We start from the raw sequence: 23,475 nt of genomic DNA on the forward strand, positions 1-23,475 counted from the left end.
GGGCCGCCGGTCTCCATGCCGGCCGGTCCGAAGACGGGCTCAGCTGCCCCGTCCACCGGGGCGGGAGCGAGCGGGCAGCACGTCGCCGCGCTGCCCGCCTCCCGGCCGGTGCGGGTGAACATCCCCTCCATCAAGGTCTCTTCGACACTGGAGGAGCTGGGGCTCGCGAAGGACAAGACCATGGAGACCCCGCGTGACCCGGCGAAGGCGGGCTGGTTCACACCGGGTCCCACGCCCGGCGCGCAGGGCCCCTCGGTCATCGCGGGCCATGTCACCTGGAACGGTGTGCCCTCGGTCTTCTTCAAGCTGGGGGATCTCGCGCCCGGCGACCGGATCGACGTCCAACGGCAGGACGGGCGCACCGCGCGGTTCACGGTGGACCGGATCGCGACGTACGCCAAGGACGACTTCCCGACGGTCGCGGTGTACCGCAACACCGACCAGGCCGCGCTCCGGCTCATCACCTGCGGTGGTACGTACTCCAAGGCGGACCACTACTACCCCGACAACGTCGTGGTCTACGCGACACTGACGGGCAGTCACACGTAGCGAGTCCCCGACCGGCATCGCCCGGTCCTGTCACACCCCTTGACCCCGGGACTGACCCGCGTATGTAATCAGCGAACCGGTTCGCGAACCGGTTCGCTGATTTTTTTGATCCTGGGGAGGCACCTGGTGAACATCGGTGAGATCGCCCGCAGGGCCGGTGTGTCGCGCAGTACGGTCTCCTATGTCCTGAGCGGCAAACGGCAGGTGTCGGAGCAGGTCAGGGAGCGGGTGAACCGCGTCATCGAGGAGTCCGGCTACCGGCCGAGCGCCACGGCGCGGGCCCTGGCGCACGGTTCGCCGAAGACCTTCGGTCTGGTCATCCCGCCCATGCGGGGCCATCTCAGCGTCGACCAGCTCCAGTTCGTCGGCGCCGTGGCCGAGGCGGCGGCCGATCACGACTACGACATCCTCCTGTCACCCACCGGCGAGGGCCGGGAGGCGGCCTTCGACCGGATGGTCGGCGAGCGCAGGGTCGACGGTGTCATCGTGATGGAGACCCTGCTGCACGACACCCGGGTCAGCCGGCTCGTCGAACACGGGCTGCCGTTCGTCACCATCGGACGCACCGGCAGCGAGGAGGCCCACGGCTGGGTCGACCTCGACTACGCGGGTCTCGTCACCGCTGCGGTGGAGCGGCTGCGGGCGCTCGGCCACCGCCGTGTCGCGCTCGTCAACCGCCCGCAGGCACTGCTGGACCGGGAGTACGGTCCGGCTTTCCGCGCGCTGGACGCCTTCGAGAAGACCGTCGCCGAACACGACCTGCTCGGACGCGCGTTGTGCTGCGAGGACGACGAACAGGCCGGCGCCGACTGCGTCGCCGAACTCTTCGCCACCGACGGCACACCCAGTGGCATCGTCGCCGTGAACGAACGCTCGCTCGCCGGTGTGGTGCGGGCTCTCCACGCGCGCGGATCGAGGATCCCCGACGACGTGTCGGTGCTGGCGGTGACGTCCGAGAACAATGCCCGTAGCCTCACCCCGGAGATCACCGCCGCCGACGTACCCACCGCCGAGATGGGCCGGCACGCGGTCGAGTCCCTGCTCAGGCTGGTCGCTGACCCCGCCGCCGAGCCCGCCCACATCCTGCTCGCGCCGCCCTTCGTCGACCGCCGAAGCCACGCCCCCGCCCCCGGATCCGCGGCGGGCGGCTGACGGCTGACGGCTCAGCGCCGGTCACCACCCCCCTCCTCCGTACCCCCTTCTCCGCACTCCCTTGCTTTCTCCCACCGCCGCCTCGCCGCGCCAGCGGTCGGTGTGCGATGCCCGCGTCCAGAAAGGAACCGAACCATGAGCGGTACCGCGTCAAGAGGCGTACGCCCACGCCCACCTCGTACGGCGACGCTCGCACTGACCTCGGCCGCAGCGGCCCTGTCGTTGCTGCTGACGGCGTGCAGTTCGGGCTCGACCACAGCCACCGGTTCGGACGGCGGCAAACTGACGCTCACCGAGATGGACTACTACAACACCGGCACGACGATGACCGCCCTGCCCCAGCTGCTCAACAGCTGCGGCAAGCAGGCGGGTGTCACCGTCAAGCGCCAGATCGTGCCCGACCTGCGGACCAAGCTCATCCAGCTCGCCAGCAGCCACGCCGTCCCCGACCTGGTCCTGCTGGACAACCCCGATCTTCAGCAACTGGCCGCCACCGGCGCGCTCGCCGACCTCGGTGCTGCCGGACTGAGCACGGACGGGCTCTACCCGAACGTGGTCGAGGCGGGCAGGTACCAGGGCAAGCAGTACGGCGTGGCGCCGGGCGTCAACGCCCTCGCGCTCTACTACAACAAGAAGCTCTTCACCCAGGCCGGCGTCGAACCGCCCACCACATGGGACGAGTTGAAGACGGCCGCGAAGAAGCTGACCGACGGCGACAAGCGCCGAGGCCTCGGCTTCGCCGTACCCGCCACCGAGGAGGGCAGTTTCCAGTTCGAGTCGTTCTTCCTCAGCGCGGGGGCCGATCTGACGAAGCTCGACTCCGACCAGGCCGTCTCCGCCCTGGAACTCCTCGACGGGCTGGTGACGTCCGGATCCTCGCCCAAGGACGTGCTGACCTGGACCCAGGCCAACGTCGAGGAGCAGTTCGCCAACGGCTCCCTCGCGATGATGGTGAACGGACCTTGGCAGCTGCCCCAGTTGAAGAAGGCCGGGATGACGGAGTACGGCATCGTCCCCATGCCCACCCCCACGGCCGGCGGCACCCCGTCCGGCGCCCTCGGCGGCGAAGTGTGGGCGGCCGGAAACAACGGCGCCAAGTCCCGTAAGGCCGCCGAGGTCATCAAGTGCATGACCTCCGCCAAGAACAGCCTCACCTGGTCCGAACTCACCACCTACGTCCCGTCCAGCCGGCAGGCCGCCGCCAAACTCGCCGCCGGCGACCCCGACATGAAGCCTTTCGTGGACGGCATCGCCGGGGCCCAGGGGCGTACGGCGAAGCTCGGCGCGAAGTACCCCGCTTACTCCCAGGCGCTGTGGACCGCTGTGCAGTCCGCCCTCTCCGGTCAGAAGTCGCCGCGCGCCGCCCTCGGCGACGCCCAGCGCCAAGCCACCCGATGACTCGGGGGCGTTGACGTGACACTCACGCTCCCCGACGGCGCCGTACACGGCCGTGCCGGTGCGCCCGCCGGCGGCGGGCCCGGGGACGGCCGCCGTCCCCGGCTCCGGCGCCGCACCCTGCTGCGCCTCGGATTCCTCGCCCCCGTCGTCGTCTACACGGCGGTGTTCTTCCTCTACCCGCTGATCCGCAACATCCAGCTGTCCTTCCAGGACTTCGGCATCCAGTCGGTCTACAGCGGCCAGGCCCCCTACAACGGCCTGGGCAACTACCGGAAACTCTTCGACGACCCGGTCTTCCTCAAGTCCGTCACCAACACGCTGGTGTTCGTCGCGCTCTCGCTGCTGTGCCAGTTCCTGATCGGCCTCGGTCTCGCCGAGTTCTTCCGGCACACCTTCCCGCTGAGCGGTCTGCTGCGGTCCCTGCTGCTGGTGCCGTGGCTGCTGCCGCTGGTCGTCGCGGGCACGGTGTTCCGCTGGATGCTGGACACCAGCAACGGCGTCGTCAATCAAGTGCTGCTCGCCACCCACCTGGTGAGCGATCCGGTGCCCTGGCTCAACAGTCCGCACACCGCCATGGCCGGCGTCCTGATCTGCAACATCTGGATCGGGGTCCCGTTCAACATGGTCATCCTCTACGGCGGGCTCCAGGCCATTCCCGCAGGGCTGTACGAGGCGGCGGCCCTCGACGGCGCCGGCCGCCGGCAGCAGTTCCGCCATGTCACGCTGCCGCTGCTGAAGCCTGTCATCGGTGTCGTCCTCACCCTGGGGCTGATCTACACCCTCAAGGTCTTCGACGTCATCTGGGTGATGACGAAGGGCGGACCTGCCAACGCCACCCACACCGTGACCACGTACGGCTACCAGCTGTCCTTCGGCGGGCTCTCCGAATTCGGCGTCGGCGCCGCGGCGGGGGATCTGCTGATCGTGGTGGCGGGACTCTTCGCGGTGTTCTACCTGCGCTCCCTGCGCGCGGAGACAGGAGGCCGCTGAGATGGCCCGCGTCAGGACCGCCGTCGGTGTCCTCGTCGTCGCTGTGATGCTGTTCCCGCTGTACTGGATGATCAACGCGTCCTTCCAGACCAACGAGCAGCTGGCCAGGCGCTCGGCGCTCTGGCTGCCGCTCGGCGGCACCCTCGGCGGCTACCGCGACGCCTTCGCCCAGCAGGGCGGACATCTGCTCGCCTCGATCGTCGTCGGGGCCGGGGCGACCGTACTGACACTGGTCCTCGCCACCCCCGCCGCATACGCGCTCGCCCTGCTCAAGGCGCCCGGCGGCAAAGCCCTGTTGAGCGTCCTGCTGATCGTCCAGCTCGTCCCCGGCATCGTCATGGCCAACGCGCTGTACCGGATCTTCTCCTCGGCGGGGATCCTCGACTCGGCGCCCGCCCTGATCCTCGCGGACTCCACCCTGGCGGTGCCCTTCGCCGTGCTGATCCTGCGCGCCTTCATGATCTCCATCCCCGGCGAACTCCTGGAGGCCGCCGCACTCGACGGCGCAGGGGCGGTACGCGCCTTCCTGCGCATCGTGCTGCCGATGTCCCGCAACGCGCTGATCACAGCGGGTCTCTTCGCCTTCCTCTTCGCGTGGGGCGACTTCCTCTTCGCCACCACCCTCAACCTCAGCTCCACGACCTGGACCCCGATCACCGTGGGCCTCTACAACTACATCGGCGCCGGCACCAACACGACCAGCTGGAACTCGGTGATGGCCACCGCCGTCATCTCCTCGCTTCCGGCCGCCGTCCTGCTCGTCGTCGCACAACGCCATGTGGCCGCCGGTCTGTCCACCGGCGCGGTCAAGGACTGAACCGCCCCCTGGCCCCGCCCCGCCCCGCCACTCCGCGGCCCGTCGGCCGTGGGAAAGGACGAACGTGTCCCCTTCCCGCACACCCGCCATCGAATACACCTGCCAGGACCACACCCTGCGGGTCGAACCGTGGGGCGACGACAGCGTCCGCGTCCGTGTCGCCCGGCACACCGTCCAGGACGGACTGCCCGGCGCCCTGTCGGACGAGCCCGCCCCCACCGCCGCCGAACGGCACGACACAGCCGACGGCACGTCCGTCCTCACCGTCGGACGGCTGCGCGTCGAACTCTCGCCGCAAGGTCATCTGACGTTCCTGCGGGCCTCGGACGGGGGCGAGTTGCTCCGCGAGGTGGCGGGACACTTCGCCTGGCCGGGGCCGCGCCAGTTCACCCCCGTGGGTGACGGCCACTACCGCCTCGACCAGCGGTTCGCCGCATACGACGACGAGCGCTTCTACGGTCTCGGCCAGCACTCGCACGGCCGGCTCGACCACAAGCACATGGTCCTCGACCTCGTGCAGCGCAACGGCGAGGTCACCATTCCCTTCGCACTCTCCTCACGCGGCTACGGACTGCTGTGGAACCAGCCCGCCGTGGGGCGCGTCGAGCTGGCCGCCAACGGCACCCGCTGGGTCGCGGACGCCGCGCGGCAGATCGACTACTGGTTCACCGCCGGGCCCGCGCCCGACCGGATACTCGCCCGCTACGCCGACGCCACGGGCCACACACCCGTCCTGCCCGACTGGGCGCTCGGCCTCTGGCAGTCCAAACTCCGCTACCGCGACCAGGCGGAACTCCTCGCCGTGGCAAGGGAGTACAAGCGCCGCGGGCTGCCGCTCTCCGTCATCGCCGTCGACTACTTCCACTGGAACCACCTCGGTGACTGGAGCTTCGACCCCGCCGACTGGCCCGACCCCGCGGCCATGGTCGGCGAACTCGCCGATCTCGGTGTGCGTCCGCTGCTGTCGGTGTGGCCCTCCGTGAGCCCGCTCAGCGACAACTTCACCACCATGCACGAACAGGGCCTGCTCGTCGGTACCGAACAAGGCCTGCCCTTCCACCACACCTTCCCCGACGCCGAGTTCGAGGGCCGCTCGCTGCCCGTCGCCTTCTACGACCCCACCGAGCCGCGCGCCCGCGACTTCGTCTGGGACCGCGTCAAGGAGAACTACTACGACCTGGGGTTCCGGGTCTGGTGGCTGGACGCCTGCGAACCCGAGATCTTCCCCGAGCAGTACTCCCACCTGCGCTTCGCCGCGGGACCCGGCCGCGCCGTGGCCAATCTGTACCCGCGCGACCACGTCAAGGGCTTCTACGAGCACACCCGCGCACAGAACGCACTCGACCCGGCAGCGCCCGGCGCGGACGAGGCACCCGTCAGCCTCGTCCGGTCCGCCTGGGCCGGCAGCCAGCGCTACGGCGCGGCGCTGTGGTCCGGTGACATACCCGCCACGTTCGACGCGCTCGCCGCCCAGATACGCGCGGGGCTCAGCGCCGGCCTCAGCGGCATCCCGTGGTGGACCACCGACATCGGCGGCTTCCACGGCGGCGACCCCGACGACGAGGACTACCGCGAACTGGTGCTGCGCTGGTTCCAGTTCGGGGTGTTCTGCCCGCTGCTCCGGCTGCACGGACACCGTGAGCCGCGCGGCACCTTCGCCGCAGGGCACTCCGGAGGGCCCAACGAGCTGTGGTCGTACGGCGACAAGGCGTACGCCGTGCTGCGCGACCAACTCGCCCTGCGCGAACGTCTCCAGGACTACCTCCGCGTCCAGATGCGGCGCGCCGCCGACACCGGACTCCCGCCCATGCGGCCCCTGTTCGTCGACTTCCCGGACGACCCGCGGGCCTGGCACGTCGAGGATCAGTTCCTCTGCGGCCCCGACCTGCTGATCGCCCCGGTCACCCGGCTCGGGGAGCGTGAGCGCGAGGTCTACCTGCCGAGCGGCACCTCCTGGACCGACACCAGCACCGGAACGGTCCACGAAGGCGGCCGGACCGTACGGGCGGCCGCACCCGTCGAACGCATCCCCGTCTTCGCCCGCGGCGGCGCAAGCTTCCCCGAGCCGGCCTGAACCCGGGCCTGAACCCGGCCGTCCGGCGGACCGGCCGCCCCCGCAACACCCCCCACAGCGTGCCCGGCAAGGAAGCCGGGCGCCGACAGAAGGAGTACACCGTGCCGCACCTTCCCCCTGGACGGCCTGGACGGCAGCGACGGACCGTCCGCAGCGCCCTGCTGGCCGTCGTCTCCGTCGTGATGGCAGCCGGACTCTTCGCAGCGCCGCCGGCCGGCGCCGCCGACCCGCAGCCCCTCACCGTCGACCTCAACCACACCGTGGGAGCCGTCACCGGTGCGGGCTCCGGGTTCCTCTACGGACTCACCGAGGACGGCAGCGGCCCCGACGACAGCCTGCTCGGCCCGCTCAAGCCGACCTCCGCGCGCGGCGGCGGCGCCCGGCTCGACGGCGGCGGCTGGGCGGGCGACGGCTACTCCGCGGGCAGCGGGTATCAACGGCGGCTGAACTCCGCCGTCAACCAGGCCCGCCGGATCACCGGCGCACCGTACAACGGCACGTACGACCTGCTCGTCAGCGACATCTGGGGCGCCGACACCACCCAGGCCGCCGACACGGTCTACCCCTGTGCGAACGGCGACTGCGCCAACTGGCGCAGCTTCGTACGGCGGCTGGCCGACGACGTGGCGGCCTCCGGTGTCCGGGTGCGCTTCGACATCTGGAACGAACCCACCGGAGCGTTCTTCCCGCCGGGCTTCAACACCCCGCAGTACTACGCCATGTGGGACAGCGCGGTCCAGGAACTGCGTGCGCACGACGGCAACAGCGCCATCGTCGGCCCGTCGCTCTGGGACTTCAGCCCCGGCAACATCTCGCCGTTCCTCGACCACACCAAAGCGGCGGGCACACTGCCCACCGTCCTGAACTGGCACTTCAGCAACACGCCTGTCGCCGACGCGCAGAGCATCCGCGATCTGCTCGCCGCCAAGGGCATCAGCGGGCTGAGCCTCACCATGAACGAATACCTGCACGCCGACGAACAGCACGCCGGATTCCAGGCGTGGTACCTGACCCAGCTCGCGAAGTCCGGCATCGCCTCCGCGTCGCGCGGCATCTGGGACGACTGCTGTGTCGCCGGCACCCTCGACGGCGTACTCGTGCGCGACGGCTCAGGTGCGCTGCGCCGTACCGGTCAGTGGTGGGTCTACCAGGCGTACGCCGACCTGACCGGCAGCCGCGTCAGCTCGGACACGACCGGTTCGGTGGACGCCGTCGCGGCCGTGGACGCCTCCCGGCGCCGGGCGGGTGTGCTCATCGGTGACTCGTCGGGCGGCAGCCCGGCGGTGGACCTGCGGGTGGACGGGCTGACCTCGGCCGCCGTCGCGGGACCCGGCGGTGTGCGCGTCACCGTCCAGCGCATCCCCGATCAGAACCCGCTGGACCAGCCGGTCACCGTCGACACGAGGACGGTGCCCGCGGGGACGACGAGCGTGCACATCCCCGTCACCTGGCAGTCCGCGCAGGACGCGTTCCAGGTGACGGTCACGCCTGCGGCCTGACCGTAACGCAGCCCCGGGTTCCGCACGGAGCGTCCGCCGTGCGGGACCCGGGTGCCGCGTCAGGCCGGGAGAACGGCCTTGTCGAGGAAGGAGCCGATCAGCCGGCTCGTCTCGTGGAGGGCGCTTTCGAGGAGGAAGTGGCCGCCGTCCAGCAGATGGACCTGGGCGTCGGGGAGATCGTCGCGGAACGCCGCCGCCCCCGCAGGGCCGAAGATGGGGTCGTTCTTGCCCCAGACGGCCAGCAGTGGGGGCCGGTGCTCGCGGAAGTACGTGTGCACGGCGGGGTAGAGGGGCGAGTTGGTCGCGTAGTCGCGGAACAGCGCCAGCTGGATCTCGTCGTTGCCCGGGCGCGAGACGAGCTGGTGGTCGTGGTGCCAGGTGTCGGGGCTGACCACGGTCTCGTCGGGGACGCCCGTGACGTACTGCCACTTGATGGCGTCGAGTGTGAGCGCGGTACGGATCGCGGCCTCGGTCTCGGGGGTCTGCTCGCGCTGGTAGTCCCACACGGTCGTCCAGAAGCCCTCGACGAATCCGCTGTCGTAGGCGTTGCCGTTCTGGCTGATGACGGCGGTGACCGACGCGGGACTGCCGAGGGCCAGCCGCCAGCCGATGGGCGCACCGTAGTCCTGTACGTAGATCGCGAAGCGGTCGACACCGAGCTGGTCGAGCAGCCCCTTGGTGAGGTCGGTCAGCGCGTCGAACGTGTAGTCGAACCGATCGGCGGCAGGCGCGTCCGAGAGGCCGAAGCCCAGGTGGTCGGGGGCGATGACGTGGTAACGCTCCGCCAGCTCGGGGACGAGATCGCGGAACATGAACGAACTGGTCGGGAAGCCGTGCAGCAGAACGACCGCCGGGGCATCCGCCGGGCCTGCCTCCCGGTAGAAGAGTCGCTGCCCGTCCACGGTCGCGTAGCGGTGGTGTACGACGCTCATGGCTAACCCCTTTGATTGCCTTTGATGGTTATAGCCAAGCACTCGCCATCTAACCCGTCAAATTCTTCGGATGGGTTAGATGGTCAGGTCAGGGGCTCCCCGCCGTCGACGCGCGGTGTCACCCCGGTCAGGAAGGGGTTCGTCATGGCGTACAGCACCGTGTCGGCGACGTGGTCGACCGCGCCGAAGCGGCGGGCCGGGTTGCGGGTCCTGAGACTCTCGAAGTACGCGCGCTTGCCCGCCTCGCCCAGGGAGTCCCAGATCCCGGTGTCGATCGCACCGGCTTCGGCCGCCGCTGTGTGGATCACGTCCGAGTAATGCTTAGATGCTGCAACTAACCATTGATGATCGATCGTTCCTGGGCTGTTGCCGACCCTGACCTAATGGTTCTACTGTTGTTTTATGAGTTAGTCAGAGACAGGCATGCGACGAAGGGATCGTCATGGGTCTGGCATGGCAACAAGGCCCCCTCGCGACAGGGGCGGTCGGGCGGTTCCTGACACCCGAACCGCTGCCCGAGCGCCTGCTCTTCGCCGAACCGCTCCGCCGCAGGATGCGGGTGCGGTTCGGCGGTGAGTGGGTCGCGGACAGCGAGGACGTGGTCCTTCTGCACGAACCCGGCAGGTATCCGGTGGCGTACTTCCCGCTCGGCGACGTGGTTTCCGGTGTCCTGGAATCCACCGACCGGACGACACGCCACGGCGAACTAGGCGCCACGGAGTGGTACACGGTCCACGGCGGCGCGAAGGGCGCCGAGCGGGCTGCGTGGCAGCACACCGGACTTCCGCCGTACGCGCGGGAGTTGGCCGACCGGGTCGCCTTCGCCTGGCGCGCCATGGACGCGTTCTACGAAGAGGACGAACGCATCCTCGGCCACGCGGCGGACGCGTATCACCGAATCGACATCCGTGGCACATCGCGCGAGTTGGTGGTGCGTGACGGCGAGCGCGTGGTGGCACACACCCAACACCCGTTCGGGCTCTACGAATCGGGCTTCGCCCCGCGCTGGTACGTCTCGCGCGCCGACATCGACGAGACCGCGCTGACACCGGTCGAGGGACAGACCTTCTGCCCCTACAAGGGGCTGGCCGACTACTACTCGATCGGCGGCGCCAAGGGCGCGGCGTGGTGCTACCGCGACGCGTACGCGCAGGTGCGGCGCATCTCGGACCTGGTCTCCTTCGAGCCGGACGAGATCGCGGTCTTCCTCGACGGCGAACGCCAGACGCTGGCACCCGGCCAGACGGTTTTCGCGCACGGAGCGGACCGCGGGCTCGACGCGGACGAAGGACGTACGAGGTAACCGCACAACCCATCAGCAGCGGAATGAGGAGATCGTCATGACAACGACACTGCAGGGCAAGACGGTGCTCGTAATCGGCCGGGGCAGCGGAATCGCCCGCGCCATCGCCCTGGCGGCGCGCGAGGCGGGCGCCGAGGTCGTCGTGGCGGGACGGGACCAGAAGAAGCTCTCGGCCGCCTACGGCGAATCCGGGATCAGTGCGGAGACGGTGGACGTCACCGACGAGCGGTCGATCGCGGCGCTTGCCGAACGGCTCGGCGAGGTCGACCACATCGTGTCGACGGCATCGGCCCGTGCGCGCGGTCTCGTCGGCGACCTCACCCCCGAGACCATCAGGCTGTCCTTCGACACCAAGGTGATCGGGCCGATCATCCTCGCCAAGCACTTCAAGAGCCGTATCCGCGAAGGCGGATCGCTGGTGCTGCTCTCCGGATCGACGGCGGTCAGGCCCGTCCCCGGCATGCTGGCCGTCGCCGCGACCAACGGCGCGGCGGATGTGGCGGCGAAGGCGCTGGCGATCGAACTGGCGCCGGTCCGGGTCAACGCCGTCTCGCCGGGGACCGTCGACACCGGTGCCTACGACGCGTTGGGCGACGAGAAGAAGGCCGCGCTGTTCGCCGACCGTTCGGCGCGCAACCCGGCCCGGCGCATCGGCAGTGCCGAGGACGTCGCCGCCGCCGCGCTGTTCGCCATGACCAACACCTTCGTGACCGGCGCGACGATCCCTGTCGACGGCGGCGAACCGCTGGTCTGACCGGTGCGACCGGTCAGCCGGCGCCGTCCGTGGTGGTGTCCCGCACGCGCGAGTAATGCCTTCGCGCCTTCATGCGGTTCCCGCAGACCGTCATCGAGCACCAGCGGGCCCGGTTCGCCTTGCTCCTGTCCAGCAGGAACAGCCGGCAGTCGGGATTGGCGCACGGGCGCAGCCGGCCGGGCTTCTCCTGCTGGACGTGGCTCCAGGCCAGCACCGCCAGCGCCGCCGTCCTGCGGTCGGCCGGGGCGTCCAGCCGCCAGGTGACACCGTCGTCCCCGACGACGGGCCGACGGCTGACGCCGGAGACGAAGGCGGCGAGGGAGCCGGGCTCCGACTCGCCCCTGACCAGGCCCTGGAGCGCGTCGCGCACCGAACGTACGGCGCGCTGTTCCCTGACCGATCCGGTGCCACCGTGCTCCAGCAGCCATCGCCGGGCGGCTTCCGGGCTCGCCAGCAGGTCCTGCTGGACGCCGTCCACGACCGGCGTGGTGTTCAGCAGCGACAGCAGCGTGTCTTCCTGGACCGTTCCGATCTCCACACGCGCCCTCCCGGCCTCTGGCGATGCTCGCTCTTGCAACCTGTAAAAGTAATTGTACGGGTTAGGTCTCGGTGGAGGTCCCGGCCGCGTGGCCGCGGGCGTAGTGCCGCGCCACCCGGACCCTGTTCCCGCAGACATTGCTGGAGCACCACTTGCGGCGCTTGTTCTCCGCCAGGAAGAGCATGGAGCAGGCGGGATTCGCGCAGCGGCGCAGCAGCGCCGACCGGGCGGGATCCGCGACGAGTTCGACCGCCTCGGCCGCCACGGCGGCCAGGGCCGCGTTGCCGCCGTACTCGGTGTGCCAGCGCGCCTCGCCCCGAGGGCCATCGCCGGTCATCACGAGCCTCGGGCTCACCGGGGCCGCCGCCGTCGCCGCGTTGATGTCGTCCACCGAAACGGCGGCGGCCGAGCGCTGCTCCAGGTGTGCGTCGAAGACGTCTCTGATCGCCGTGCGGAGCCGGCGTGTGGCGGCGGGCTCGGGCGGCGGACCGGGCGGCAGCCGGGGAAGCTGCAGCCGCCACCACGTGTCGTGAGCGCCGGGGGCGGCGAGCAGGTCGACCGGTGGGGTGACGGCGGTCATCAGGGTGTCTACGAGGTCGAGGGCGACCGCCGGCTCGCCCCCCATGGGGAACCCCGCCGCCTGCATCTCGTCCACGCTCGGCCCAATGGTCATCTGAAAAGTATAACCATTAGCCGGAGGGTGGGACGGGCCTTCAGGAGCGCCCTATACGGGGTCCGAACGGCGACACTCGGCGTGGCAGCTAACGCCTGTACCGCATGGTCAGCAGTTAGCCAACGGGTCCCGGCGCGTACGGCGGCACGGCAGCCCGACGGTCGGCCTGGCCGGTGCTCGGGTGGCCGGCCGGCCGCTACGGGGCGTCATCGCGCCAACTCTTGACAGAAGCTTCGGCGGAATACAGCCTATGGCAACGTTGTCAGGCGGCTGGTGCAGGCCGTCTGTTTTCTTGAGGGCCGCCTGGAATGGATCACGTTGCACATGCCGAACCAGTCATCTCACCCTTCCCGCAGATCCGTTGTCACGACGGGTTCGACCCTGCTGGCGAGCTTCGGGCTCGCGGCCGCCTTCCCCGGTACGAGCCAGGCCGCCGGGCTCGCGCCGGCCTCCGGTGCCGCGTCCCGAGCTGAACTCGCCGCCTACCGGCCGGTCGAGGTCTCGTCCGTCGACTACGCACCCGCGCCCGCCGAGTTCGCGGTGGACAAGCTCACCTCCACCGGTGTCCGGGGCAGTGGGTGGCGGGCCGCCGCCGGCGATCCGCAGTGGATATCCGTCGACCTCCAGGCGCAGTGTCAGGTCGAGTCCGTACGGCTGACCTTCGAGGCGACCAAGGACGACCCGGTCTTCGTACCGTCGCCCAGCGGCAGTCCGCGGGACGGCACGACCGGCCAGGAGATCCTGTCCAGCTGCGCGGTGGCCTTCACGATCGAGACGTCGCCAGACCACCACAAGTGGACCACCGTGTACGAGACCACGTCCGGTGCGGGCGGGGTCGCCGAGATCAAGCTGGCCAAGCCCGCCACGGCGCGCTGGGTGCGGATGACCGTCACCAAGCGGTCGAACGCCAACCCGCTCGGCCTCAACGGCTTCGAGGTGTTCGGTACGGCGAAGGGCCACCGGCCCGCCGCCACCGGCTGGACCGACTGGGGCACGCACGACCACAAGGCACCCGCGCTGCAGGTCGCCGACGACGGCACCGTACCGCTGGAGTCCGGCTGGACCCTGACGATGGACGACTGGGCCGACGGCGGCGGCGCGGAGCTGTCCGCCGCCGACGTGGACACCAGCCGCTGGCTGCCCGCGACCGTGCCCGGCACGGTCCTCGGCTCGCTGGTCGACCAGGGCAAACTGCCCGACCCCGTCGCCGGCATGAACAACCTCCATGTCCCCGAGGCCCTTTCCCGGCACGCGTGGTGGTACCGCCGCGGCTTCCGGCTGCCGCGCGGTCTGCGCACCGGCTCAGGACGGCATGTCTGGCTGGAGTTCGACGGCGTCAACCACAAGGCCGACATCTGGCTCAACGGCAAGCAGGTGGGCGGGCTGACGTATCCCTTCGCCCGCTCGTCCCACGACGTGACGTCCCTGCTGGTCTCCGGCGACCGCGAACAGGCCCTCGCCGTACGCATCACGCCCATGCCGTTCCCCGGCAGTCCCACGGACAAGGGCGTGGAGGGGCTGTCGTTCGTGGACGCGGGCGCCAACATGATGAACCGCAACTCGCCCACGTACCTGGCGGCTTCGGGCTGGGACTGGATGCCGGCCGTGCGTGACCGGGTCTCCGGCATCTGGAACCACGTACGGCTGCGCTCCACGGGCCACGCCGTCATCGGCGACCCGCGCGTGGACACCGCACTGCCCGGCCTGCCCGACACCGGCACGGCCGAGGTGACGATCGTGGTGCCGGTGCGCAACGCCGACTCCGCCGAGCGCCGGGTGACCGTCACCGCGTCCTTCGACGACGTACGCGTCTCGCGGACCGTCACCCTGCCGGGCGGCGGCAGCGCCGATGTGACCTTCGCGCCCGCCGACTTCGCCCGGCTCACGGTGCGCAAGCCCAAGCTGTGGTGGCCCAACGGGTACGGCGAGGCCGCCCTGCACGACCTCACGCTCGTCGCCACGGTCGGCGGCTCGGAGAGCGACCGGCGCACCACCCGCTTCGGCATCCGGCAGTTCGGCTACGAGTACGACATACCGCTGCCGTTCGGCAACGGCACCGACGCGTACACGCAGTCGGTGGACCTCGGCGCCAGGAAGGCACGGTACGTACGGGTCAAGTGCCTGACGCGCGCCACCGGCTGGGGTTCGTCGCTGTGGGGCCTCTCGGTCTTCGACAGCGCGTCGCCCGGCACCGACCTGGCCCTGCACAAGACCGCGACCGCCTCGTCCGAGGACGAGACGGACCACGGCGCTGCCAACGTCACCGACGGTGACGCCAACACCCGGTGGGCGTCCGCCTTCGAGGACGACCAGTGGATCCAGGTCGACCTCGGCGCCTCCGCCTCCTTCGACCGGGTCGACCTGCTGTGGGAGCAGGCGTACGCGAAGACGTACGTGGTGCAGGTCTCCGACGACGGGGACAGCTGGACGGACGCCGCGTCCGTCGACAACTCGGCGGTGCCGCTGCCGTTCCAGAGCGCCGACGCGAGCCTGCAGAACCTCGACATCGGCGCCCGCAAGGCCCGTTACGTACGTATCGAGGGCGGGGCGCGCGCCACCAGCTGGGGCAACTCCCTGTGGAGCCTGTCGGTCGTCGACAGCGCCAAGGCCGGCACCGACCTCGCACTGCACAAGACCGCCACCGCCTCCACCGAGGACGGAGACAACAAGGCGGCCAACGCCACCGACGGCAGCTCCAGCACCCGTTGGTCCTCCGCGTACCAGGACGACCAGTGGATCCAGGTAGACCTCGGCGCCTCCGTCGACTTCGACCGGGTGGTCGTCGTGTGGGAGGCCGCCTACCCCAAGACGTTCGTCGTCCGGATCTCGGACGACGGACAGACCTGGACGGATGTGAAGTCCGTCGACAACACCCCGCAGCCGCTGAAGATCAGCGTGAACGGTGTGCGGGTCTTCTGCCGTGGCGGCAACTGGGGCTGGGACGAGCTGCTGCGCCGGATGCCCGCCGAGCGGATGGACACGGCGGTGCGGATGCACCGGGACATGAACTTCACCATGATCCGCAACTGGCTGGGCAGCAGCGACCGCGAGGAGTTCTTCGCCAGCTGTGACCGGTACGGCATCCTGGTGTGGAACGACTTCCCCAACGCCTGGGGCATGGACCCGCCGGACCACGACGCGTTCAACAGCCTGGCCAGGGACACCGTGCTGCGCTACCGCATCCACCCCAGTGTGGTGCTCTGGTGCGGTGCCAACGAGGGCAACCCGCCGGCGGCGATCGACAGCGGGATGCGCGAGGCGGTCGAGTCGCAGGCGCCGGGGATCTTCTACCAGAACAACTCGGCGGGCGGCATCATCACCGGCGGCGGCCCGTACGGCTGGGTCGACCCGGACAGCTACTTCTCCCCGTCCACCTACGGCTCGGGCTCGTTCGGCTTCCACACCGAGATCGGTATGCCCGTGGTGTCCACGGCGGAGAGCATGCGCAGCCTCGTCGGTGACGAGCCGGAGTGGCCGATCGGCGACGCCTGGTACTACCACGACTGGAGCACCCGGGGGAACCAGGCCCCGCAGAACTACCGCGCCGCCATCGAGGCCCGGCTGGACACCGCGAAGGACCTCGACGACTTCACCACCAAGGCCCAGTTCGTCAACTACGAGAACACCAGGGCCATGTTCGAGGCGTGGAACGCCAACCTGTGGAAGGACGCCAGCGGCTTGATGCTCTGGATGTCCCATCCGGCCTGGCACAGCACCGTATGGCAGACGTACGACTACGACTTCGACGTCAACGGCACCTACTACGGGGCGCGCAAGGCGTGCGAGGCCGTCCACGTGCAGGCCGACCCGGTGAAGTGGGCGGTGGAGGCGGTCAACCACACGGCCCAGGCGCTGAAGGGCGCGACGGTCACCGCCCGGCTGTACGACCTGTCGGGCCGTCAGCTCGGCTCGACGCGCCGGACGAAGCTCGACGTCGCCGCCTCGGGCAAGGGTGCGGCCTTCACCGTCGCCTTCGGGGCCGACCTGCCGGGACTGCACCTGCTGCGGCTGGGACTTGAGGACAGCAGGGGCAGGACGCTGTCGCAGAACACCTACTGGCGCTACCGCGACGCGGCCGACATGAAGGCGCTGAACACGACCAAGCCGGTCAAGGTCACCGCTGACCTCGGCCATGTCTCGCGGACGGAGTCGGGAGCGCGCCGCACCATGACGGTGACCTTGCGGAACCGGGGCTCCGCCGTCGCCTCCATGGTGCGGGTCTCGCTGCTCGACGCCGACAACGGCCGGCGGGTGCTGCCGACGCTGTACGGCGACAACTACCTGTGGCTGCTGCCCGGTGAGTCGCAGACCGTCACGGTGTCCTGGCCGGCCGACGCGCTGCGCTCCGGCCGCCCGGCGCTGCGTACGGAGGGATACAACAGCAAGGCGACCGTGACGCGGGCCTGAGTATGCGCTCCGGCGCCTGTCAGGTGGAGATGCCGGGGTACGGCATCTCCACGTGCGACAGGCGCCGGGCGTACTCCAGTTGGAAGCCGAGCGGCTCGGCGTGATCGCGTTCGAACATGCCGATGAACAGGGTCGGCGTGAGGAACGGGCGAGCGCCGAGTTCGAACAGCTCGCACGCCGCGCTCCGCGCCGCCGGACAACCCCTACACGTACACGGACTACGGGAGCGGCAGCACGCACCGTGTTTAAGTTAATTAGTAATTATCATTGACACGATGTGGAGCTGAGGTCACAGTCTTCGTCGTGGCGCCGCCGCCCCCGCTTCCGGGGTACGGCGGTGCCCGCGACCCCAACTCTCGGGAGACATCAGTGACTTCGCATCGTGCAGGGATGGTGCGTGCCCGGCGCGCCGCCGCGGCCGTGGTGGCGGCGGCACTCGCAGGCGTGGCGGCGCCGGTGGCGCACGCCACCGACCGCCCGGCGGGACCTGGTCAGGACCAGGGAACACCGGCGTACTACGACAGCGGCCTCGCCCCCACGCCCTACATGGGCTGGAACACCTACTACGGCCTGGGCGCGCCCACCGAGGACCAGGTCAAGAGCGTCGCCGACAAGCTCGTCAGCAGCGGGCTCAAGGACAGCGGCTACAACATCGTCTGGCTGGACGGCGGTTGGCAGGCCGACACTCCGCGTGACGCCGACGGGCGGCTCGCGGCGAACGCGGAGCGGTTCCCCTCCGGCATTCCCGCCCTGGTCAGCTATCTGCACAAGAGGGGCCTCAAGGCCGGGATCTACACCGACGCCGGTACCTACGACGGCGGCAAGAGCTGCGGACTCGGCAGCCGGGGCCACTACGCCGAGGACGCGCGGCAGTTCGCCGGCTGGAAGATCGACGCGGTGAAGGTCGACTTCCTGTGCGGGATCTCGGAGAAGCTCGACCCGGGCCCCGCCTACAAGGAGTTCAGCGACGCCGTCGCGAAGTCCGGCCGGCCGATGCTGCTCAACTTCTGCAACCCGCTCACCGACGACTGGGGTCTGCCGCACACCCCCGCCCAGGACGCGCACAACGCCTACACGTACGGGCCCACGACGGCCGACTCCTGGCGCACCGGCACCGACATCGCGTACGGCACACCGACGGCGGGTGAATGGCCCAACGTCCTGCGCAACATGGACGCCAACGCCTGGCACCCGGAGGCCCAGGGCCCCGGGCACTACAACGACCCCGACTACCTCATCCCGATGCGGACGATGCCGGACGGCTCGTACGAACTCTCGCAGGAGGAGTCGACGACCCAGCTGGTGATGTGGGCGGAGATGGCCTCCCCGCTGATCATCGGTTCCGATCCGCGCACCCTGCCCAAGGCGATGATCGACACACTGACCAACCCGGAGATCGTCGCCGTCGACCAGGACCCGCTGGCCGTCCAGGGCGTCCGGGTCGCCACCGACGCGACAGGCGACGTGTACAGCAAGGTCCTCCAGGGATCGGGCAAGCGCGCCGTGGTCCTGCTCAACCGGTCCGACACCGCGAGCGCCCGCACCGTACGGTTCTCGGGCGCCGGGCTGACCGGCCGGGTGTCCGTACGTGACCTGCGGGCCAGGAAGAGCGCGGGCGCCCACACCGGCTCGTACACCGTCACCGTGCCCGCGCACGGCACGGCCTTCCTCGGGCTGTCCGGCACGGACGACGCACCCGGCGTCGCGCTCGGTACGCGCTCAACGGCGACCCCGGCGCTGGTCCGTGACGGGGACAGGCTGAGCGTGTACTCCCTTTCCTCCGACGGATCCCTGCGGCAGCAGACCGGCCGCGACGGCCACTGGTCATCGGCCGGTAAGAACCTCGGCGGCCCGACCCACGGCCGGATACTCGGCTCGCCCGCCGCCTACAGCCCGGCCCCCGGCCGTACGGACGTCTTCGTGCGCGGCACGGACGACGCCGCCTACCGGCTCGTCGTCACCGACGGACGTCCGGGCCGGTGGCAGAAGCTCGGCGGCACACTGGGCGACGCGCCGAGTGTCACCTTCCAGGACGAGGACCACTGGACGCTGTTCGCGCACGGCGCGGACGGCGGTGTCATCTCGCGTACCGCGCAGAGCGGTTGGACCTCCGTCGGAGCGCCGTCGGGGCTGACGGTGTACGGCGCGCCCTCGGCCGCCACCGACTCGGCGGGCCGGATCCATGTCGCCGTACGCACCAACGACGACGCCGTGTGGGAGCGGGTGCGGGACGCCTCCGGCAGCTGGTCCGACTGGAGCTCGCTGGGCGGGACGGTGAGCGGGAGCCCGACGCTCGTCGCCTCGGGGGACACCGTCCATCTGTACGCCCGCGCCGGTGACTACACCCTCTGGCAGCAGGCGTTCACGGCCGGCGGCTGGAGTGGCTGGTCGCAGCGGGCGGGCTTCGCGAGCGCCGTCTTCGACGGTTCCCTCGGCGCGGCGGCGGGAGCGGACGGCAGTGTGCTGACCGCGTTCCGCGGAGTCGCGGACCGTCTTCACCAAGCGGAAATAAATTAGTAATTAATCTTGACGCTGGCTCGATCCCGGGTCAGTCTGTATCCGCCGAACGAGAGCCCACCGTCAGGGGGTCGGGCTCCGTTCGGCGGGCGGATAGGGAGTTCTTCCATGATCAGCACACCAACCGGCCGTCGTGGCTTTCTCGCCGGGGCGGGCGCCGTCGGCGCCGCCGCACTGATGAGCGGCTGCGTCACCGCCAGTTCCTCCGGCGGCAAGAAGCAGTCCGGCAGCGGCCCGGTCACCCTGCAGTCCAACCTCTCCTCGCCGCTGGCCAAGTCCGCCATGCAGGACCTCGTCGCGGCGTTCAACAAGCGCGGGGGCACGAAGACCACCCTCAACACCGTTGCCTCCGAGACGTTCCGCACCCAGCTGCCGACGTATCTCACCTCGGCCAACCCGCCGGACCTGCTGACCTGGTACCCCGGCTCGGTCGCCGACTCGTACGCCAAGAAGGACCTGCTGCTCGACGTCAGCGACATATGGACCAAGCCGGAGTTCGCCGGCTACAGCGCGGCGCAGCAGAAGCTCTGCACCTCGTCCGCCGGCAAGAAGGTCTTCGTGCCGGCCACGTACTACTGGTGGGGCGTCTTCTACCGGAAGTCGAACTTCGCCAAGTGGGGCGTCCAGGAGCCCAAGACCTGGGACGAGTTCCTCGACCTGTGCGACAAGCTCAAGTCCAAGGGCGTCGCACCGATCGGGCTCGGCGCCGGCGGCAACACCGCCTGGGTGGCGTCCTCCTGGTTCGACTACCTCAACATCCGCATCAACGGCGCCCAGTACCACCGTGATCTGCTCGCCGGCAAGCACCGTTTCGACGACCCCGAGGTCCACAAGGTCTTCGACCGGTGGGGCGAGGCACTGCCCTACTTCGACAAGAACGGCACGGCGCTCGCCTTCCAGGACGCCACCACCGCGCTCCTCCAGGGCCGCACCGGCATGATGCTCATCGGTACGTTCTTCGCCGACTCGGCGCCCAAGGCCGAGCTGGACGACATCGACTTCTTCCGCTTCCCCGTCATCGACCCGAAGGTCCCGCTGGCCGAAGAGGGGCCCACCGACGGCTACTTCGCCAGCGCCCGCACCGGCCGCAAGGACGAGGTCAAGGAAATGATGCGCTACCTGGCCACCGCCGAGGCGCAGGAGATCTACCTCAAGGGCTCGTCCGGCACCTCGCTGCCGACCAACCCCAAGGCCAAGGACACCGGCACCCCGCTGGTCAAGAAGGGCCGCGCGCTGATCGAAGGAGCCGCGGACGTCACGCAGTTCTTCAACCGTGACTCCAGCGACGCGCTCCAGCCGTCCGCCGACACCGCGCTCACCCGCTTCCTCGCCAAGCCCAAGGAGATCAACTCGATCCTCACCACCTGGCAGCGGGACGCGCAGAAGATCTGGGGCCAGTGAGATGGCGGTGCTCACTGCCGTACGGAAGCCGCGGCGGATGCGGGGCGCCACCAGGGTCCCGCCCGTGGTGCTCGCCTTCGTGCTCGTCCCGCTGCTGGCCGAGGGCTTCTGGGTGTTCTGGCCCGCCATCCAGGGCTTCTACCTCTCGCTGACCAACTGGGACGGTGTCTCGACCCCGCAGTTCGTCGGGCTCGGCAACTACCGCGAGATGTTCGGGGACAGTGTCTTCCGCACCGCCCTGCTCGACACGGTGCTGTGGCTGGTGCTGTTCGGCGGCCTGTCGGCGATCCTCGGACTCGGCGCCGCGCTCCTGCTCCAACAGGAGCGCAGGGGAGTCGGCTTCTACCGGGCCGCGCTGTTCCTGCCCGTGGTGTTCTCGCTGACCGCCACCGCCCTGGTGTGGCAGGCGATGTACCAGCCGGACGGGCTGATCAACAAAACGCTCGAAGGGGTCGGCCTCGGCAGCCTCACCCACGCCTGGCTCGCCGACCAGAACACCGCCCTGTACGCCGTGATCGTGCCCGCCCTGTGGCGGCAGATCGGCTACGTGATGGTGCTCTACCTGGCCGGCCTCAAGGGCATCGACCCGGTGCTCTACGAGGCGGCGAAGGTCGACGGGGCCTCCCGCTGGCAGCAGTTCCGGCACATCACCATCCCGCAGCTCAGCAGTGTCAACGCGGTGGTGCTGTCCGTCATCGTCATCGACTCGCTGCGCTCCTTCGACGTCATCTGGGCGCTCACCCGGGGCGGCCCGTACCACTCGTCGGAACTGCTCAGCACCTACATGTACTCCACCGCCTTCCAGTCGCTGCGGCTGGGATACGGATCCGCCCTCGCCGTCGTGATCTTCGTGCTGGCCTTCGGGGTCATCGTGTCGTATCTCGTCCGCGCCTTCCGGGAGGCCGACTGATGGCCGTCACCCAAGCCTCCGCCACCGCGCCCGTGGGCGAGGAGCGGGAACCCGCCGTGCGCGAGCGCCCGCCGGGCAACCGCCGCAGCCGGGGCCGCGCCTGGCGGACCGTCAGCTTCCATGTCAGCGCGAGCGCGCTGTCGCTGCTGTGGCTCGTGCCGATCGCGCTCGTGCTCGTCACCAGCACCCGGTCCTTCGACGACATCGCCGCCCACGGCCTCGGCAGCCTGCCGCACTCCTTCACCCTGAGCGGTTTCAGCCAGGCGTGGGTGGACGGCGGCCAGGGCCGCGCGCTGATCAACAGCCTGATCGTCACGATCCCCACCGTGCTGCTCTCGCTGGGGCTCGCCTCGACCGCCGCGTTCGCGCTCAGCCGCTACGACCTGCCGCTGCGCCGCACACTGCTGCTGCTGATGCTCGGCGGTAACCTGCTGCCGCCGCAGATCCTGCTCATCCCGGTCTCCAAGATCAGTGAGTCGCTGGGGCTCTACGACAGCCTCTACGCGCTGATCGGGGTGCAGGTCGGCTTCGGCGTGGGCTTCTACGTCTTCGTCCTGCACGGCTTCATGCGGTCCATACCGCCGGAGATCCAGCAGGCCGCGGTCATCGACGGGGCGGGGCCCTGGCAGATCTACCGGCGCATCATCATGCCGCTGACCACGCCCGCGCTCGCCGCGCTCAGCGCGCTGTCCTTCACCTGGATCTTCAACGACCTGCTCTGGGCCATCACCGTGCTGCGGACCGACACGAAGATGCCCATCACCGCGTCGCTGATCGGACTCCAGGGCCAGTACGTGTCGATGTGGAACGTCATCGCCGCCGGGTCCGTCATCGCAGCGGCGCCGACCGTGATCGTGTTTCTCCGTTTCCAGCGCCACTTCGTCGCCGGACTCAATCTGGGAGCAGTCAAGTGACCGCGCGGGAAAGCTGGTTGTTGCGCACCGAGCACACCGTCTACGAGGTCGCCCTCGCGGACACCGGACAGTGGGCCGAACTGGTGGCCTGGGGCCCGCACGGGGTGGAGAGCGGTCCCTCGCCGCTCGACTGGTCACGCCGTACGCACTTCGTCACCCCCGCCGACCTGGCGCCCGCCGAGTACATCCCGTACGGGCTGCGGCCGTTCAACGGCGCCGACCTGGTCGCCCAGCGCCCCGGTGCGGAACGAGGCGTCTACTGGCGGTTCACCGAAGCGAGCGCCGACGCCGACCGGGCGCTGCGGCTCGTCTTCACCGACGACACGCTCGGCCTGCGGGCCGCGCTCTGCTACGAGACCGTCGCCGGCACGGACGTCATCCTCCGCTGGACCGAGCTGACCTGCGTCGGCGACGACGAACTGCGGCTGGAACGCTTCGACTCGGCGGCCGTCAACATCCCCGCGGCCGACGCCGCCCGGCTCACCTACCTCAGCGGGCAGTGGTCGCGGGAGTTCCAGCGCACCCAGCTCGAACTGACCCGCGGGCGCTTCGAGATGGGCTCCACCCAGGCCGTCCCCGGCCACGCGTACGCGCCGTGGCTCGCAGTCCAGGACGCCGCCGCACCGGCCGAAGGCGCGACACCCACC

Annotated in this window: 19 protein-coding genes; 15 read left to right on the forward strand and 4 right to left on the reverse strand. The window is 69.9% G+C overall.

The window, feature by feature from the left end; genetic code table 11:
* The 7 genes from HY68_RS23295 to HY68_RS23325 all read left to right on the forward strand — a co-directional run.
* Positions 1–549: class F sortase (locus HY68_RS23295; protein ID WP_107070117.1), on the forward strand; the 549-nt coding region annotated here is incomplete at its 5' end.
* Positions 550–675: 126 nt separating this feature from the next.
* The gene (locus HY68_RS23300) at positions 676–1,701 is read left to right on the forward strand and encodes a LacI family DNA-binding transcriptional regulator (protein ID WP_041991868.1); all 1,026 of its coding nucleotides are present in this window, start codon (positions 676–678) and stop codon (positions 1,699–1,701) included.
* 135 nt (positions 1,702–1,836) lie between these two features.
* Positions 1,837–3,099: an ABC transporter substrate-binding protein gene (locus HY68_RS23305; RefSeq protein ID WP_052457151.1), complete on the forward strand. Its 1,263-nt coding sequence runs from the start codon at positions 1,837–1,839 to the stop codon at positions 3,097–3,099.
* Between the two features lie 15 nt (positions 3,100–3,114).
* Entirely contained in the window at positions 3,115–4,089 is a 975-nt protein-coding gene (locus HY68_RS23310; protein ID WP_078863734.1) for a sugar ABC transporter permease, read from the forward strand.
* A gap of 1 nt (position 4,090) precedes the next feature.
* The gene (locus HY68_RS23315; RefSeq protein ID WP_041991870.1) at positions 4,091–4,906 is read left to right on the forward strand and encodes a carbohydrate ABC transporter permease; all 816 of its coding nucleotides are present in this window, start codon (positions 4,091–4,093) and stop codon (positions 4,904–4,906) included.
* A 64-nt stretch (positions 4,907–4,970) separates the two neighbouring features.
* Positions 4,971–6,980: a TIM-barrel domain-containing protein gene (locus HY68_RS23320; protein ID WP_041991872.1), complete on the forward strand. Its 2,010-nt coding sequence runs from the start codon at positions 4,971–4,973 to the stop codon at positions 6,978–6,980.
* A 101-nt stretch (positions 6,981–7,081) separates the two neighbouring features.
* Positions 7,082–8,479, forward strand: a complete 1,398-nt coding sequence (locus HY68_RS23325; RefSeq protein ID WP_041996900.1) for a hypothetical protein — start codon at positions 7,082–7,084, stop codon at positions 8,477–8,479.
* Positions 8,480–8,538: 59 nt separating this feature from the next.
* Here the strand turns inward: HY68_RS23325 and HY68_RS23330 are convergent, their stop codons facing one another.
* Both HY68_RS23330 and HY68_RS23335 read right to left on the reverse strand, forming a co-directional pair.
* Positions 8,539–9,411 (reverse strand): alpha/beta fold hydrolase, encoded by an 873-nt coding sequence (locus tag HY68_RS23330; protein ID WP_041991874.1) that lies wholly within the window; start codon positions 9,409–9,411, stop codon positions 8,539–8,541.
* A gap of 83 nt (positions 9,412–9,494) precedes the next feature.
* Positions 9,495–9,719, reverse strand: coding sequence for a hypothetical protein (locus HY68_RS23335; protein WP_041991875.1), 225 nt, complete (start codon positions 9,717–9,719; stop codon positions 9,495–9,497).
* 134 nt (positions 9,720–9,853) lie between these two features.
* Between HY68_RS23335 and HY68_RS23340 the strand changes: the two genes are divergently transcribed.
* The gene (locus tag HY68_RS23340) at positions 9,854–10,714 is read left to right on the forward strand and encodes a DUF427 domain-containing protein (RefSeq protein ID WP_041991877.1); all 861 of its coding nucleotides are present in this window, start codon (positions 9,854–9,856) and stop codon (positions 10,712–10,714) included.
* A gap of 37 nt (positions 10,715–10,751) precedes the next feature.
* Entirely contained in the window at positions 10,752–11,468 is a 717-nt protein-coding gene (locus tag HY68_RS23345; protein ID WP_041991879.1) for an SDR family oxidoreductase, read from the forward strand.
* 13 nt (positions 11,469–11,481) lie between these two features.
* On the opposite strand, the gene HY68_RS23350 is transcribed toward HY68_RS23345, so the two are convergent.
* Both HY68_RS23350 and HY68_RS23355 read right to left on the reverse strand, forming a co-directional pair.
* Positions 11,482–12,006 (reverse strand): CGNR zinc finger domain-containing protein, encoded by a 525-nt coding sequence (locus HY68_RS23350; protein WP_241778652.1) that lies wholly within the window; start codon positions 12,004–12,006, stop codon positions 11,482–11,484.
* 61 nt (positions 12,007–12,067) lie between these two features.
* A complete protein-coding gene (locus HY68_RS23355; RefSeq protein WP_198533323.1) occupies positions 12,068–12,679 on the reverse strand; it encodes an ABATE domain-containing protein in 612 nt (203 codons plus the stop codon).
* A gap of 324 nt (positions 12,680–13,003) precedes the next feature.
* Here HY68_RS23355 and HY68_RS23360 point away from each other — a divergent pair, with 324 nt between their 5' ends.
* The 6 genes from HY68_RS23360 to HY68_RS40905 all read left to right on the forward strand — a co-directional run.
* Positions 13,004–17,086 (forward strand): discoidin domain-containing protein, encoded by a 4,083-nt coding sequence (locus HY68_RS23360; protein ID WP_041991881.1) that lies wholly within the window; start codon positions 13,004–13,006, stop codon positions 17,084–17,086.
* A gap of 390 nt (positions 17,087–17,476) precedes the next feature.
* A complete protein-coding gene (locus HY68_RS23365) occupies positions 17,477–19,603 on the forward strand; it encodes a glycoside hydrolase family 27 protein (RefSeq protein ID WP_078863737.1) in 2,127 nt (708 codons plus the stop codon).
* Positions 19,604–19,711: 108 nt separating this feature from the next.
* Positions 19,712–21,004 carry an extracellular solute-binding protein gene (locus HY68_RS23370; RefSeq protein WP_041991883.1) on the forward strand — a complete coding sequence of 431 codons (1,293 nt, stop codon included), beginning with the start codon at positions 19,712–19,714 and terminating at the stop codon, positions 21,002–21,004.
* A 1-nt stretch (position 21,005) separates the two neighbouring features.
* Positions 21,006–21,914, forward strand: a complete 909-nt coding sequence (locus tag HY68_RS23375) for a sugar ABC transporter permease (RefSeq protein WP_041991885.1) — start codon at positions 21,006–21,008, stop codon at positions 21,912–21,914.
* Positions 21,914–22,828, forward strand: a complete 915-nt coding sequence (locus HY68_RS23380) for a carbohydrate ABC transporter permease (protein ID WP_078863738.1) — start codon at positions 21,914–21,916, stop codon at positions 22,826–22,828. The genes HY68_RS23375 and HY68_RS23380 overlap by 1 nt, the downstream gene beginning before the upstream one ends.
* A partial coding sequence (locus tag HY68_RS40905) for a glycoside hydrolase family 36 N-terminal domain-containing protein (RefSeq protein ID WP_277816767.1) occupies positions 22,825–23,475 on the forward strand: 651 nt, incomplete at its 3' end. The genes HY68_RS23380 and HY68_RS40905, both read left to right, overlap by 4 nt.

Source organism: Streptomyces sp. AcH 505 (assembly GCF_000818175.1).
GTDB lineage: Bacteria > Actinomycetota > Actinomycetes > Streptomycetales > Streptomycetaceae > Streptomyces.